The following is a 13,504-nucleotide window of genomic DNA, read 5'->3' as shown; positions in this document are numbered from 1 at the left end:
GTCGATAGTCGTTCCCCTAGGGCAAAGAGTTATACAGTCTCTGCAGTAATTGATCCTACTTGTATGGTCGGTCGGCTGGATACCGGAATCGACGTGCTCGATCGAAAGCTCGAGGGCGGGCTTCCACCGGGGTGTATCGTCGCGTTCTCCGCCGAGCCGGCCAGCCAGTCCGAACTCCTCCTCTACGAACTGACGGCCGCTCGAGGCACGCTCTACCTCTCGACCGAACGCTCCGACGACGCCGTCCGCCACGCCATCGAGTCGTCGCCGTCCGCCGTCGGCAGTCCGACGGTCAGACACGTCGCCGCCGACACCCCGCTCGAGGAGACGACGCGGCTCATCGGGGCGCTCCCGAACGGTGCCAACCTCATCATCGACACGATGGATTCCCTCGAACGGTGTGATTCGAAGGAGTACGTTCGCTTTCTCAACGACCTCAAATCTCAGATGCTCGAAACCGGAAGCATCGCCGTGTTACACTGTCTGAGAGGGAACGAACCGGCGAACCGCACCCGAACCGTTCACGCCGCCGATGCCGTCTTCGATCTCCGTACCGAAATCGCGGGCACCGAACTCGAGAACCATCTGACGATCCCGAAGTTCCGGGGCGGCAGCCAACCCACCGATGCGATCAAACTCGAACTAACCGAGGAAGTGGCGATCGACACGAGCCGCGACATCGCCTGATCGATCGCGGTGACGAGTCCGCGTGAGGACGGTCACTCCTCACGCTCCGGTGTGGTAAACGGTGTGATCGTAACGGTCCGTTCGGTGACCGTCACGATCCGCAGGGCGTCCGAAAAGGACACCCAGAGCGGGAAGATGTCCGGTTCGCGCGCGGTCGACCATCGTTCCCGATGCCCGTACGGCGCATCGGCGAAAGATCCGCTCCGCGCATCTTCGTGGGAGAACGCGTCGCCCGTCACGGCCGCCCGCGATCGATTCCGGTCACGGACTCGAAACTCGTTCGCGAGTAAAAATCCCCTCGGAATCGGCTCTCGCCGTGCTTACTCGTCGGCGCCTTCGAGTTCGTCGACGATCTCGTCGGCATCGACGTCGGCGTCCTCGAGGGCTTCCTCGATGTCGCCGCCGCCCATGTCGCCCATGCCGCCCATCATACCGCCCATTCCCATGCCACCCATGCCCTCGATGACTTCCTGGACGATGACGCGGTCGACGCCGACCTTCTCGATGATGTCCTGACCGATCTGCTGTTTGCCCATCATCCACTGCTGGTTCATCGTCATCTGGGGCGTGGCCTCGAGGTAGAGCGTTTCCTTCTCGACGATCTCCGTCTCGAACTCCGGTTCGGCGGGTTCTTCGTCTTCCGCCTCTTCGGCCTCTTCTTCCTCGTCGGGTTCGACGGGAACTTCCTCTTCGACTTCGTCGGTCTCGATCCAGAGGTCGGGCTCCATCCCGAGGTACATCTCGAACAGGCCGGCCGCCTGCTGCTCGCGGTCGTCGACCTCGTCGAGGACCGTGTACTCGTATTCCACGTCGTCGCCTGCGAGCGGGTGGTTGAAGTCGACGCGGGCCCGACCGCCGATGATCGTGCTGATGTAGCCCTGCTGGCCATCGATCTGCACGTTCGCACCGGGATAGCGGTCGTCCTCGTCGATCTTTTCGGCGCTGACGGTCTGGACGTCATCGGGGTCGTACTCCCCGAACGCGTCTTCCGCGGGAATCGTCACCGAGCCGGACGTGCCGACGTCGGAGCCGACGATGGCGTCTTCGACGCCCTCGAAAATGTGGCCCTCGCCCAGGACAATCGTTCGCGGTTTGAACTCCTGGCCCTGATCGTCGACGCCCTCTTCTTCGGCGACCTCGGGGTCGGTCGTATCCACTAGCTGTTCGTCCTCGACGGTGTACGCGGTGTACTCGATCTCGACGAAGTCGCCTTCCTGCAGCCCGTCGGCTTCCTCGGCGGTCTCGTCGGCTACTTCTTCGTCGACGTCATCGGCCTGCGCTTCGAGATCGGCCTCCTGATCCTCGGTCATACGTTGTACGTCCCGCCGTCTACATTTAAGGACGACGCTTTGCGCCGAAGGCGACCGATACTTACGACCGCCGTCCGTTTCGTGGCGTATGTACGAGGTCGAAGTGAAGGTTCCAGCCGATCTCGAGGCCGTCCGCGACCGCCTCGTGGACCTCGGTGCGACGTCTCGCGGGGCGGTCGTCCAGGTCGACACCTACTACGACGCGCCCCACCGCTCGTTCCCCGACACCGACGAGGCGCTTCGGATCCGCGAGGAAGCGCCCGCCGACGGATCCGACGCGGCCACGCTCACCTACAAGGGGCCGCTCGTCGACGACGAGTCGAAGACCCGGACGGAAATCGAGACCGTCGTTCGAGACGGCGAGAAACTCGACGCGATCCTGACGACCCTCGAGTTCCAGCCCGCCGCGACCGTCCGCAAGGAGCGGGACCGATTCGCGTTCGAGGGGTACACGGTCACGCTCGACGCGGTCGACGACGTCGGCGAGTACGTCGAAGTCGAAACGGAAATCGAGCGCGAACCCGAACTGGAATCCGCCCGGGACGGTGCCTACGACGTCCTCGAGCGACTGGGCCTCGATCCCGACGAGCAGGAACGGACCTCGTACCTCGAGCTACTGTTGGAATCCTGATCGGTCCCGTTTCGCCCGGTTCGGCGAGCGACTGCCAGGAGGGGGAGAGATAACTCACGGCAGTTATGATGCAACTCCTCAATCATATCCGCAAGTTATACGACCACGCTCTGTTTATAGCCGGCAATGAGCGAGCGGAACATTCGAATCGAATCGATCGACCGCCAGGCGGTCGAGGACCAGGACGTCGAAATCGTCGAGCGAAAGGGGATCGGCCACCCCGACTCCATCTGCGACGGAATCGCCGAGAGCGTCGCCGGGGCACTCGCTCGGGAGTACGTCGAGCGCGTCGGCGAAGTGCTCCACTTCAACACCGACGAAACGCAACTCGTCGCGGGCGAAGCCGCACCCGCCTTCGGTGGCGGTGAAGTCGTCGATCCGATCTACCTCTTGATCGTCGGCCGCGCGACCAAACACTACGAGGGCCAGACCATTCCCGCCGAACCCATCGCGCTGCGGGCCGCGCGCGAGTACCTCGAGTCGGAAATCCCCCAACTGAACGTCGACGAGGACATCGTCGTCGACGTCAAACTCGGGGAGGGAAGCGGCGACCTCCAGGAGGTCTTCAGCGAGGACGGGGAAGAAACGAGCCCTGTCGGCGTCCCGATGGCTAACGACACCAGTTTCGGCGTCGGACACGCGCCGCTTACCGAAACGGAGCGGATCGTCCTCGAGGCCGAGCGGCAACTGAACGGCGAGTACGCGGCGGCAAATCCCGAACTGGGACCGGACGTGAAGATTATGGGCAAACGTGAGGGCGACAAAATCGACGTCACCGTCGCGGTGGCGATGGTCGACGAGCACATCGCGGATCTCGACGCGTACGTCGACGCGGTCGAGTCCGTCAGGGAGTTCGTCGACGGCGTCGCGCGGGACCACACCGATCGCGAGGTCGCGGTCCACGTCAACACGGCCGACGACTACGACCAGGGGTCGATCTACCTGACCGTGACCGGCACGTCCGCCGAACAGGGCGACGACGGTTCCGTCGGTCGAGGGAACCGCGCGAACGGGCTCATCACCCCCAATCGCTCGATGTCGATGGAAGCGACGAGCGGGAAGAACCCGGTCAACCACATCGGAAAGATCTACAACCTGCTCTCGACGGAAATCGCCGAGGAAGTCGTCGCCGAGGTCGACGGCATTCGCGACCTGCGAGTACGCTTGCTCTCTCAAATCGGTCGTCCCATCGACCAGCCCCACGTCGCCGACGTGCAACTCGTGACTGACGACGACGTCGCGGTTTCGGACGTCCGGAGCGACGTCGAACCGATCGTCGATCGGGAACTCGCCGACGTCACCGAAATCACCCGTCGCGTGATCGACGGCGAACTCTCGACGTTCTGAGGCGCTCGTCCGCCCGCCCTTTCGAGTCCGGCGCAGTCTCGCAATTCCCTTATAGCACCGGCCGTCTATCACGTGCCATGCACCCTCCGGGAGCGGAGACCGTCCTCGTTCGCCACGGGGACGTCAACACGAAAAGCAACGCCGTCAAGCGGTACATGGAGGGGCTCCTCGTCGAAAATCTCGAGGCCCTTCTCGAGGAGCGGGCGATTCCGGGGACGGTCGAACGGCGATGGAATCGGCCGCTCGTTCACACGAGCGAGGACGCCGTTCGAGACGCGACCGCGGCCGCGACCGACACGTTCGGCGTCGTCTCGGCCAGTCCCGCGCTGACCGTCGGCACGGAAAAAGAACGGATTCTCGACGCCCTGGCCGAGACCGCACGGGCCTGCTACGACGGCGGAGCGTTCGCGGTCGACGCGCGCCGTGCGGACAAGACCCTCCCGTACGAGAGCGAAGAACTGGCCCGCGAGGGCGGCACCGCGATCTGGGAAGCCGTCGAAGACGAATTCGAACCCGAGGTCGACCTCGACGACCCCGACCTCACGTTCGGCGTCGAAGTGCGCGAGGATCTGGCGTTCATCTACCTCGAGACGGTCCCCGGACCGGGCGGGCTCCCCCTCGGGTCCCAGGAGTCGGTGATCGCGCTGGTCAGCGGCGGAATCGACTCGCCGGTCGCCGCCTACGAGATGATGAGACGGGGGGCCCCGATCGTCCCGGCCTACGTCGATCTGGGCGACTACGGCGGCATCGACCACGAGGCGCGCGCGATGGAGACCGTCCGAATTCTCTCGGAATACGCGCCGAACTTCGACATGCAGGTGTACCGGATTCCGGGCGGCGAGGCGGTCGACCTGCTGGTCCGGGAGATGGAACAGGGCCGAATGCTCTCCTTGCGCCGGTTCTTCTATCGCGCGGCCGAGAAGTTGGCCGAGCGCATCGACGCGAACGGGATCGTCACGGGCGAGGCCGCGGGCCAAAAGTCCAGTCAGACCGTTCGAAATCTCGGCGTCACGAGCCGCGCGACCCGCCTTCCGATCCATCGCCCGCTGCTGACCTGGGACAAACAGGACATCGTCGCGACGGCGCGCGAAATCGGTACGTTCACCGATTCGACGATCGACGCGGGCTGCAACCGCGTCACCCCCGACCGCGTCGAAACCAACGCCCGCCTCGAGCCGCTGCTCGCGGCCGAACCGGACGACCTGCTCGAGCGCGCCGAGGACGCAGCGACGAACGCCGTCCTGGTCGAGCCCTGAATCGGCATTCGCGCTCCCGTTTCCCCGCTCGTCGACGGCTGGAGAAACCGACTCACGGTCGGGCGTGGCGAAGGCGGCACGACGAAGCCGAAACCGACATTACGCAACCGCACGCACCACAGCGTAGTGACCCGCGTCTGTCTCATCGGCGATGACGGGAGCTCCCTCCAGTACGAGTTGCTCTCGCGGGAAACGGCCCGCGATGCGCTTTCGACGTACGACCTGGAGCGGCCGTTCGAGAACTCGCTCGCGGTCCGGACGGTCAGCGTGGGCGCCGCCGTCTCGCTTCTGAACGACCTCAACTGGTATCTCACCAGGTTCGTCGAGGAGGCGCTCGTCCAGGAACCCAGCGTCAGCACGGACGAGTGGCTCTCGCGACCCCTGGCCCGTCAGCTCCGAAACGGGACGGTCGAACCCGAGGCAACGGCCGAGTTCTGCAAGGTCTACGGCGTAGAGCGGGTCGACGCCGAGTACGATCCGTCGTCCGACGACGACTCCGGAGACGCCGACTCGAGTTCGAACGCGGGCGGCGGTCGAACCGCTGCGACAGACGCCTCGAGTGCGGACGAGGGCGCGGACGTAGTCGGATCGGACGACTCGAGCGAGGGGGACCGGTCCGGGACGGCCGAACCGACGTACCGACTCGTCGAACCGCTGTTCGTCCGCCGAATCGACGGCGACCTGCCCGAATACGATCTCCGGGACGTCGAGAAGACCCTCGTCGTCCGACTGACGGAAGCCGAGTACACCCCGTGACGGAGCTTCGTGTGACCGTCCAGAGGACTCTCGGCCGGCGGACGACGAGGCGAACCGGCGACGCCCCGGTCTCAAGGGTCGACTGGATTTTAACTCGAGACGGGGAAGAGACGAGTACGATGAACGCAGGTGACGCGAGGTCCGTCGACGGGCGCGTATTCAAGTCGATCGCAAACGACGGTGACGGGGACGTCGACGGTGAAACGTATTTTCGGTTCGATCAAACGTCGGAGTTAATTCACGCTCGGTACCGGGGCGGAACGGTCAGATTGGGACACCTCGTCGGACACCATCTCGGGGACTCGCTCGACTTCCGCTATGCACACGTGACCGTCGATGGCGACACCGCGACCGGTCACTCGGTCGACCGGATCGAGCAGTTGGAAGACGGTCGCCTCCGGCTTCACGAGGAGTGGACGTGGGAGTCGAAGTCGGGGTCGGGCTCGAGCGTCCTCGAAGAGCTCACCGACGACGGAGACCGACCACCCTGGACGGGCGAGGCGGTGAATTCGGAGAGCCGCCACGGTACGTGACAGCCGTGGCCGAAACAAACGGCAGAACAAGTGGGTGCTCGCTGCTCCGGTAGTGGCAGACCCGGCCTCCCGAAGCGAAAGCGGATATCAGTGCGCCGGTCCGCAAAGCGCTCGCAAAACGCGGCGGATCTGCTCGCGGCCTCGAGCCTCGGACTAGCGATTCTCGGGGTCACCGGCCACCTCTCCGGCGAGGAATTCGGAACGGTCAGGCTCGGCTTCGTGAATTTCGCGTGAGGAGTCGTCGGATCGACCGTCGCTTCAGTTGCCCGACGAGGATCCGCTGCCGTCGCTCGCCGACGCGCTTTCGCTCGCGATGCCGATTCCGTGTTCCTGGCCGTTCTGATCGACGACCGACGCGGAGACTCGCGTTAGCGGCTCGGACTCGAAGGTCGCCCGGACGAGTCGCCCGACGGTCACGATCTGCTGGGTACAGGCCCGGGATTCGTCGGACGTGCCGCGGACCGCCGCGTCGATCGAGAGCGCGTCGTCGTCCTCGGTGTTCGCATCGCCGTCGTCGATATCGAGTTCGTCGATCACCAATCCGTAGCACGGATTGGGCGCGCCGGCCTCGAGGGCGACGATGACCGACGCCTCGAAGTCCGTCGCATCGATAAACTCGGTGACCGCGTCCGGTTGCGGTTCCCGTTCGGCGAGCCAGTGGTCCCCGTCGGTTTGATCCAACAAGAGTGCCACGTCTGGCGACTCAGACCGTTCTGGGTACTGAAACGGCCGTGTCTCACAGTCGGCCAGTTCGTCGCCCGCTCCGTTCTCCGGGGAGCCGTCGGTTCCGTCCGTCTCGTTTCCGTTATCGCCGTCGTTACTCCCGTCACCATCACTGCCACCGTCGCCACCGCTGCCGCCGTCGCCGTTCGACGCGCTCCCGGGATCGTCCGCGATACACCCGGCAGAGAGCGCCACGATCGAGGCAGTACTACACAACAGACTGCGTCTGGAGGGATGTGTCATCGCACCTCGACGTACGAAGGTCCGGGTAAAGGGGGTTCGCCTAGGTAAAAAATCTCTTTTCGCCGACCTGTTTGACCCGTTCCCGAGGCGGGCGATTCGGTCGACGATCGGCCGACGAGGGCTCTCGAAGACCGGTCGACAGTCAGTCGAACAACCCGGTCGAGAGGTACCGTTCGCCGCTATCCCAGAAGACCGTGACGACGAGCGGGCAGTCGTCAGCCGTCCGTCCACCATCGGTTTCCTGCGAAGCCGGCTGTCCCACGTCGTCGAAGGCGGTCGGCACGTCCGGACAGACGACTTCGGGATCGGCGATCTCGCGGGCGACCCGCTGCGAGGCCAGACTCGTCGCGCCGCTCGACTGACCGACGAGAACCCCTTCCTCGCGCGCGAGTCGGCGACACTCCGCTTCGGCGTCCTCGAGTGTCACCGTTTCGACGCGGTCGATCAGGTCGACGTCGAGGTTGTCGCTGACGAATCCCGGCCCCATCCCCTGGAACTCGTCGTGACCCGCCTCGCCGGTCGAGAGGACCGGGTTTCTGGCCGGTTCGACGGCGACGATGTCCATCTCCGGAAACTCCTCGCGGAGGCGGCGACCGGTTCCCGAGAGCGTTCCGCCGGTCCCGACGCCGGCCACGAACGCGTCGACCTCGCGGTCGCCGACCTGCTCGACGATTTCCTCGCCCGTCGTCTTGTAGTGGGCCTCGGGGTTCGCGGGATTTTCGAACTGCCCCAGCTGGATCGCACCCTCCGACTCGAGTTCGTCGGCGCGGGCGCGGGCGTCTTCCATCTCGCCCTCGACCAGCTCGAGGTCGGCCCCGTACGCGGCCATGATCTGTCGGCGCTCCTTGGATTTCGACGCCGGCATGACGATCGTCAGATCGTAGCCGCGTGCGGCCGCGACCAGTGCGAGCCCGATACCGGTGTTTCCGCTGGTCGGTTCGACGAGCCAGTCGCCGGGTTCGATCACCCCGTCGCGTTCGGCGGCCCGGATCATCTCGCGAGCCGGCCGGTCTTTGGCCGAGCCGCCGGGGTTGAACGATTCGATCTTCGCGGCGACCGTCGCGCCCTCGGGCGAATCGACCTGGACGAGCGGCGAGCCGATGGTGTCCAGAATGCTCCCTTTCATTGCACTCGCGTAGGGATCCCAGACGTAAACGCGTGCTGGACACAGGCAGGACGTGCCGGCTAACCATTCGTGTCTCCTCCTGCGGTGTGTATCACGGAACCGCAACTACCCCGCCCGGCGGCGGTTGGTCGGCCGAGTGCGAGCGGTGGTGGACGGACGCTCGAGCGAACGCGTTGTCAGAAACACCGCGGTTAAGCCCGCGGAGGCGCAAGCCGTGCGTATGAGTCTCGAAACCATGCGGCCGAACCCGACCTGGGACGCGGCCTCCTACGGGGACGCGGTCGACACGCTCGCAGCGCACGACGACGAACTGGTGTACAAGATCTGGGGCGGCGACTGGTGCAAGGACTGCCGCGCGCTGCTTCCCGATCTCGGCGCCGCGCTCGAGGCGGCCGGGATTCCGAGCGAGCGAATCGAGGAGTACGCGCTGGACGAGGACAAGCAGGGTCCCGGCGTCGAGGAGTACGACGTCGAGTTCATCCCGACCGTGGTCGTCGAAACCGACGACGGCGAGGAGATCACCCGATTCGTCGAGGAGGAACCCGTTCCGCCGGCGGTCTGGTTGGCCGACCAGATCGACGCCGCGCTCGAGACGGCGTAAGTCGGACTCGTCCGGAACCCCGAATCGGCCGGTGGAGTCGTCGCTCAGATCGGATCGATCGGTCGTTTCTTGGGCGGCCAGTCGTTCTCGCGCGGCTCGTCCGCTCGAGCGAACGCGCGAACGATCCGCTCGCGGGTGTCTTCGGGCTGGACGACGCCGTCGGTCCCGACGCGAGAGGACGCGCGGACGGCGTCGGTCCTGTCTTTGAATTTCTCGATCAGCTCCGAGCGTCGGGTTTCGGGGTCGTCGGCGGCTTCGATCTCTCGGCGGTAGGCGATGTCGACGGCGCCTTCGATGCCCATGGCCGCGACCTCGGCCGTCGGCCACAGCACCGAAAGCTCCGAGTCGATCGACCGACCGCCGCCCATCGCCACGTAGCCGAACCCGTAGCCGCGTCGGAGGACGACGCTGGCGATCGGAACCGTCGCGCGCGCGAGTTCGAAGGGGAGTTTCGCGGAGTGTCGGGCGATACCCTCGCGCTCCGAGTCGGGACCGGGCAGGATCCCGGGCACGTCGGCCAGCGTCACGATCGGGAGCCCGTACGCGTCGCAGACCGCCGCGAAGTGAGCGGCTTTCTCCGACGCGCCCGTGTCGATCGTCCCCGCCTTGATCCGCGGATTGTTGGCGACGACGCCGATCGGCTCGCCCTCGAGGCGAGCGAACGCGGTGACCACGTTCCGAGCGTAGGTCGGTTTGAGTTCGAACACCGAGGCCCGGTCGACGATTCCCTCGATGATCGCGTCGATGTCGTATCCCTTCCGCGGGCTCGAGGGGACGATCTCACGCAACCGCTCGCCGTCGACGGCCGGCGGTCGCGAGTCGATGGTCGGGGGCTCCCGTCTGGCGTTTCGGGGCAGGTACGAGAGGAACCGTCGGATCGCGTCGAGACAGGCCTCGTCGTCCTCGCACGCGAGATCGGCCATACCGGTTTCGGTCGTCTGGAACCGCGCGCTGCCGAGTTCCTCTTTGGTGCCGTCGACGCCGAGGGCGGCCTCGACGAGCGACGGGCCGGCGACGCCCATCGTTCCCGTGCCCTCGACGATCGGGACGAAGTCCGACAGGGCCGCGAAATTCGTCGGCGCGGCGAAGGCCGGCCCCATCATCGCGGAGACGACGGGAACCCAGCCGGAGAGGGCCGTCTGGAGCTTCGAGAAACCGTTGTCACCGCGGGCGAACGGCGCCGCGTCGAGGCCCTCCTGGATGCGGTGGCCGCCCCCGTCGTGAAGCATGATCAGCGGCAGCCCCCGGTCGAGGGCGCGGTTGGCGACCCGCGCCATCTTCCGGCCGCCGGCGTGCCCGATCGAACCGCCCTTGACCGTGAAGTCGGTGGCGAAGAGCGCGACCGAGCGGCCGTCGATCTCGCCGTAACCCGTGACGACACCATCCGCGGGAGCGTCCTCGCGCTCCCAGTCGGTCGTTTCCGGCGTCGTCGGCATCGGCGATGCGAGACGGCCGATCTCCTCGAACGTGCCGTCGTCGAGCACGTAGTCGATACGCTCGCGGGCGGTCAGCTTGCCGAGTTCGTGCTGGCGTGCGACGGCCTCCTCGCGCGCGTCGTCGGAAACCGTTCGCTTCGCTTCGGCGACCTCCTCGAAGGGGTCGTCCGTCATTCGAGGTGCGCCTCGCGTCGGTGGCCCGTCCGCACGTCGATCGTCACGGGTCTCGCGCTCCCGGTTCCGACCTGCGTCTCGTGGCTCGAGGCCGCATCCCAGATCCGCATCGAGGAGCCGGTCTCACCGCCCCGGCGGCTCACGTTCTCCGGCCGGTCGGCGCGGGAGTCGTTCGCGTCACCGATCGGCCGCTCGTCGTGCGTGATAGTCATACTCCCTCAGAGTTGGAAAACGATGGTCAATAAATCCCACGAAGCGGTAACATTTTGTGGGAAATCCGTCCGGGCCCCTTCCATCGTAACGTCACAGCGTGACGGAACCGCGTCCGACCGGGACGGCCACCCGACCGATTTCAGAACGGAGCGTCCGCCGCGTCTCCCGTCCCCGACTCTTCGTCCGCATCTCCGAGCCACTCGAGCGCCTCGGCCGCGTCGTGGGTCGGCGGCGAGCACGTTCGATCCCGACAGACGTACAGCGTCGGTTCTCCGTCGCGGGCCTCCCGCCCCGCCCAGATCGGCGGCGCCTCCTCTAAGTCCAGTCGGTCGAGCCAGTCCGCGAGTCCGTCCTCGGTCGGCGGCCGGAGCGCGAAGAGCCGATCGGGGTAGTACCGCGAGGCGAATCGATCGCGCCACTCGTTCGGGAGGGCCGTTGCGGCCACCGTCACCTCGAGCGCGCCGGACTGAAGGCGGTCGGCGGCGAGACACAGGGTCGCGTGTTCGAGCGCGTTCGCTTCGATTCGGTTCGCGTGGGTTTCGAGGACGGTGGCGGCTAGATCTTCGAACTCCTCCGTCGCAAACTCGTCGAGCGCGAGCAGCGTCTCGACCGCGACGCCGGCCGCGGAGGGCGTCGACTGATCGCCGAGTTCCTGGGGTCGCGTGACGAGCGACTCGCCGCTCTCGGGAGTGAAGTAGAGGGTGCCTCGATCGTCGTCCCAGAACTCGGCCTCGATGACGCGGGCCAGTTCGAGCGCGAACGCGAGGTGGTCGACGTCGCCGGTGGCCTGATAACAATCGAGCGCACCCCGCGCGAGGAAGGCGTAGTCCTCGAGATAGCCGTCGATCGCGACGTCGTCGTCCTTGTACCGTCGCGAGAGGTGCCGCTCGTCGTCGTCCCAGAGCCGACTTCGGACGAACTCGAGGGCGTCGACGGCCGTCTCGGCGTAGTCGTCGTCGCCGAGCACCAGCGCCGCCTCGGCGTAGGTCGAAATCATCAGCCCGTTCCAGCCCGCGAGCACCTTCTCGTCGCGGTTCGGCCGCGGGCGCTCCTCTCGGGCCTCGAACAGTCGCGCTCGGGCGGACTCGAGCCGTTTCAGAACGTCGCTCTCCTCGAGTTCGAATCCGACGGCGAGTTCCGAAACCGGGGTCACGCGGTTGGGCTGGTTTCGCCCCTCGAAATTCCCCGACCGGGTGATGTCGTATCGCTTGCAAAAGAGCGCGGCGTCCGTCTCGTCCTCGAGGACGTCCTCGACCTCGTCGGGGGTCCAGACGTAGAACGCCCCCTCCTCGCGCTCGCCGGTCTCCGGAGACTCGCTCTGGGCGTCGAGGGTGCTGAAGAAGCCGCCCTCGTCGTGGGTCAGTTCGCGCTCGACGAACGTCAGGGTGTTCGCGACCACCTCGGCGTAGCGATCGTCGCCGGTCAACTGGTAGCCGGCGAGGAACGCCCGCGGGATTTCGGCGTTGTCGTAGAGCATCTTCTCGAAGTGGGGGACCGTCCAGTCCCGATCGACGCAGTAGCGGTGGAAGCCGCCGCCGACGTGGTCGTAGAGGCCGCCCGCGGCCATCGCGTCGAGGGCGTGCTCGAGGACATCGAGGTACTCGTCGTCACCGATTCGATCGGACGCCCGCGCCAGTACCCGGAGGCGGGAAGGCTGTGGGAACTTCGGACCGCCGGAGCCGAACCCGCCGAACTCCGGATCGGCGCTTCGCACGCTCGCGTCCGCGGCCGTCTCGAGGACCTCGCTCGAAGGCGGCTCCGCGCTCCCGCCGGTCGCTGCGTCCGCGGCGTCGGGCGTCTCCTCGAGTCGGTCTCTCGCCGCCTCGGTCCACTGCTCGGCGCGGTGTTCCATCTCCTCGCGGTCGTCCTCGCTCGCCCAGGAGTCGCTGATGCGAGAGAGCAGGTCGCGAAAGCCGGGCTGGCCGCGCTGGCCCTCCTTCGGGAAGTAGGTCCCGACGAAAAACGGCTTGCCCTCGGGGGTGAGCCACGCGGAAAGCGGCCAGCCGCCCTGCCCGCGGACCAACTGGCACACGGCCATGTAGATGCTGTCGACGTCCGGGCGCTCCTCGCGGTCGACCTTGATCGGCACGAAGTTCTCGTTTAGCACCTCGGCGATCTCCTCGTCGGCGAAACTCTCCGCTTCCATGACGTGACACCAGTGACACGCCGAGTAGCCGATCGAGAGGAAGATTGGCACGTCCCGTTCCCTCGCTGCCTCGAGGGCCTGCTCGTCCCACGGCTGCCAGTTGACCGGATTGTCGGCGTGCTGGCGCAGGTAGGGACTCTGCTCCTCCTCGAGCCGATTGCGTGACGTGGGGTCGGTCATGTGCGTGTGTACGGGTGGTGGTTGTAAAAGGTCGATGTCCGACCGCTCCCGATCCGACCTCTGCGTGGAGATTTTCGAAGGGTATCGTTCCCTCGAGCACGGGGAAACAACTCCCCACGGTGTCGACGGCGAGACCACCCTC

14 protein-coding genes are annotated in these 13,504 nt (G+C 66.2%); 8 read left to right on the top strand and 6 right to left on the bottom strand.

What is annotated here, in order from left to right; genetic code table 11:
• Window positions 1-63 precede the first annotated feature (63 nt).
• Window positions 64-687: an RAD55 family ATPase gene (locus NJT13_RS18565; protein ID WP_254523299.1), complete on the top strand. Its 624-nt coding sequence runs from the start codon at window positions 64-66 to the stop codon at window positions 685-687.
• A gap of 320 nt (window positions 688-1,007) precedes the next feature.
• Here the strand turns inward: NJT13_RS18565 and NJT13_RS18560 are convergent, their stop codons facing one another.
• Complete coding sequence (locus NJT13_RS18560) at window positions 1,008-1,997, bottom strand: FKBP-type peptidyl-prolyl cis-trans isomerase (RefSeq protein WP_254523298.1); 990 nt, start codon at window positions 1,995-1,997, stop codon at window positions 1,008-1,010.
• 88 nt (window positions 1,998-2,085) lie between these two features.
• On the opposite strand from NJT13_RS18560, the gene cyaB reads away from it, so the two are divergent.
• The 6 genes from cyaB to NJT13_RS18530 all read left to right on the top strand — a co-directional run bounded on the left by cyaB (window position 2,086) and on the right by NJT13_RS18530 (window position 6,754).
• Window positions 2,086-2,628 carry a class IV adenylate cyclase gene (gene cyaB / locus NJT13_RS18555; protein WP_254523297.1) on the top strand — a complete coding sequence of 181 codons (543 nt, stop codon included), beginning with the start codon at window positions 2,086-2,088 and terminating at the stop codon, window positions 2,626-2,628.
• Between the two features lie 126 nt (window positions 2,629-2,754).
• On the top strand, window positions 2,755-3,975 hold the full coding sequence (locus NJT13_RS18550; RefSeq protein WP_254523296.1) for a methionine adenosyltransferase: 1,221 nt from the start codon (window positions 2,755-2,757) through the stop codon (window positions 3,973-3,975).
• A gap of 77 nt (window positions 3,976-4,052) precedes the next feature.
• Window positions 4,053-5,231: a tRNA sulfurtransferase gene (locus NJT13_RS18545; protein ID WP_254523295.1), complete on the top strand. Its 1,179-nt coding sequence runs from the start codon at window positions 4,053-4,055 to the stop codon at window positions 5,229-5,231.
• A 126-nt stretch (window positions 5,232-5,357) separates the two neighbouring features.
• The gene (locus tag NJT13_RS18540) at window positions 5,358-5,987 is read left to right on the top strand and encodes a DUF5804 family protein (protein ID WP_254523294.1); all 630 of its coding nucleotides are present in this window, start codon (window positions 5,358-5,360) and stop codon (window positions 5,985-5,987) included.
• A gap of 119 nt (window positions 5,988-6,106) precedes the next feature.
• A complete protein-coding gene (locus NJT13_RS18535) occupies window positions 6,107-6,520 on the top strand; it encodes an avidin-fold protein (protein ID WP_254523293.1) in 414 nt (137 codons plus the stop codon).
• Between the two features lie 90 nt (window positions 6,521-6,610).
• Window positions 6,611-6,754: a hypothetical protein gene (locus tag NJT13_RS18530; protein WP_254523292.1), complete on the top strand. Its 144-nt coding sequence runs from the start codon at window positions 6,611-6,613 to the stop codon at window positions 6,752-6,754.
• A gap of 24 nt (window positions 6,755-6,778) precedes the next feature.
• Here NJT13_RS18530 and NJT13_RS18525 read toward each other — a convergent pair whose 3' ends face one another.
• Window positions 6,779-7,486 (bottom strand): hypothetical protein, encoded by a 708-nt coding sequence (locus NJT13_RS18525; RefSeq protein WP_254523291.1) that lies wholly within the window; start codon window positions 7,484-7,486, stop codon window positions 6,779-6,781.
• A 142-nt stretch (window positions 7,487-7,628) separates the two neighbouring features.
• The gene (locus tag NJT13_RS18520) at window positions 7,629-8,612 is read right to left on the bottom strand and encodes a PLP-dependent cysteine synthase family protein (protein ID WP_254523290.1); all 984 of its coding nucleotides are present in this window, start codon (window positions 8,610-8,612) and stop codon (window positions 7,629-7,631) included.
• Window positions 8,613-8,832: 220 nt separating this feature from the next.
• On the opposite strand from NJT13_RS18520, the gene NJT13_RS18515 reads away from it, so the two are divergent.
• Window positions 8,833-9,213, top strand: coding sequence for a TlpA family protein disulfide reductase (locus tag NJT13_RS18515; protein WP_254523289.1), 381 nt, complete (start codon window positions 8,833-8,835; stop codon window positions 9,211-9,213).
• Window positions 9,214-9,257: 44 nt separating this feature from the next.
• Here the strand turns inward: NJT13_RS18515 and NJT13_RS18510 are convergent, their stop codons facing one another.
• The 3 genes from NJT13_RS18510 to NJT13_RS18500 form a co-directional block, all read right to left on the bottom strand.
• Window positions 9,258-10,823, bottom strand: coding sequence for an acyl-CoA carboxylase subunit beta (locus tag NJT13_RS18510; RefSeq protein ID WP_254523288.1), 1,566 nt, complete (start codon window positions 10,821-10,823; stop codon window positions 9,258-9,260).
• Window positions 10,820-11,035, bottom strand: a complete 216-nt coding sequence (locus NJT13_RS18505) for a hypothetical protein (protein WP_254523287.1) — start codon at window positions 11,033-11,035, stop codon at window positions 10,820-10,822. Before NJT13_RS18505 ends, NJT13_RS18510 begins: the two co-directional genes overlap by 4 nt.
• Window positions 11,036-11,175: 140 nt before the next feature.
• On the bottom strand, window positions 11,176-13,362 hold the full coding sequence (locus tag NJT13_RS18500) for a thioredoxin domain-containing protein (RefSeq protein ID WP_254523286.1): 2,187 nt from the start codon (window positions 13,360-13,362) through the stop codon (window positions 11,176-11,178).
• Between the last annotated feature and the right edge of the window lie 142 nt (window positions 13,363-13,504).

This window comes from Natrinema caseinilyticum (assembly GCF_024227435.1).
Classification (GTDB): Archaea; Halobacteriota; Halobacteria; order Halobacteriales; family Natrialbaceae; genus Natrinema; species Natrinema caseinilyticum.
The sequence above is the reverse complement of the archived record's forward strand: the minus strand, read 5'-3'. Positions and strand labels throughout refer to the sequence as shown.

Coding starts and splice junctions, on each gene's coding strand:
- NJT13_RS18515 (WP_254523289.1), top strand. CDS start 8,833: ATGAGTCTCGAAACCATGCGGCCGAACCCGACCTGGGACGCGGCCTCC.
- NJT13_RS18500 (WP_254523286.1), bottom strand. CDS start 13,362: ATGACCGACCCCACGTCACGCAATCGGCTCGAGGAGGAGCAGAGTCCC.
- NJT13_RS18565 (WP_254523299.1), top strand. CDS start 64: ATGGTCGGTCGGCTGGATACCGGAATCGACGTGCTCGATCGAAAGCTC.
- cyaB (WP_254523297.1), top strand. CDS start 2,086: ATGTACGAGGTCGAAGTGAAGGTTCCAGCCGATCTCGAGGCCGTCCGC.
- NJT13_RS18505 (WP_254523287.1), bottom strand. CDS start 11,035: ATGACTATCACGCACGACGAGCGGCCGATCGGTGACGCGAACGACTCC.
- NJT13_RS18525 (WP_254523291.1), bottom strand. CDS start 7,486: ATGACACATCCCTCCAGACGCAGTCTGTTGTGTAGTACTGCCTCGATC.
- NJT13_RS18510 (WP_254523288.1), bottom strand. CDS start 10,823: ATGACGGACGACCCCTTCGAGGAGGTCGCCGAAGCGAAGCGAACGGTT.
- NJT13_RS18520 (WP_254523290.1), bottom strand. CDS start 8,612: ATGAAAGGGAGCATTCTGGACACCATCGGCTCGCCGCTCGTCCAGGTC.
- NJT13_RS18545 (WP_254523295.1), top strand. CDS start 4,053: ATGCACCCTCCGGGAGCGGAGACCGTCCTCGTTCGCCACGGGGACGTC.
- NJT13_RS18560 (WP_254523298.1), bottom strand. CDS start 1,997: ATGACCGAGGATCAGGAGGCCGATCTCGAAGCGCAGGCCGATGACGTC.
- NJT13_RS18535 (WP_254523293.1), top strand. CDS start 6,107: ATGAACGCAGGTGACGCGAGGTCCGTCGACGGGCGCGTATTCAAGTCG.
- NJT13_RS18550 (WP_254523296.1), top strand. CDS start 2,755: ATGAGCGAGCGGAACATTCGAATCGAATCGATCGACCGCCAGGCGGTC.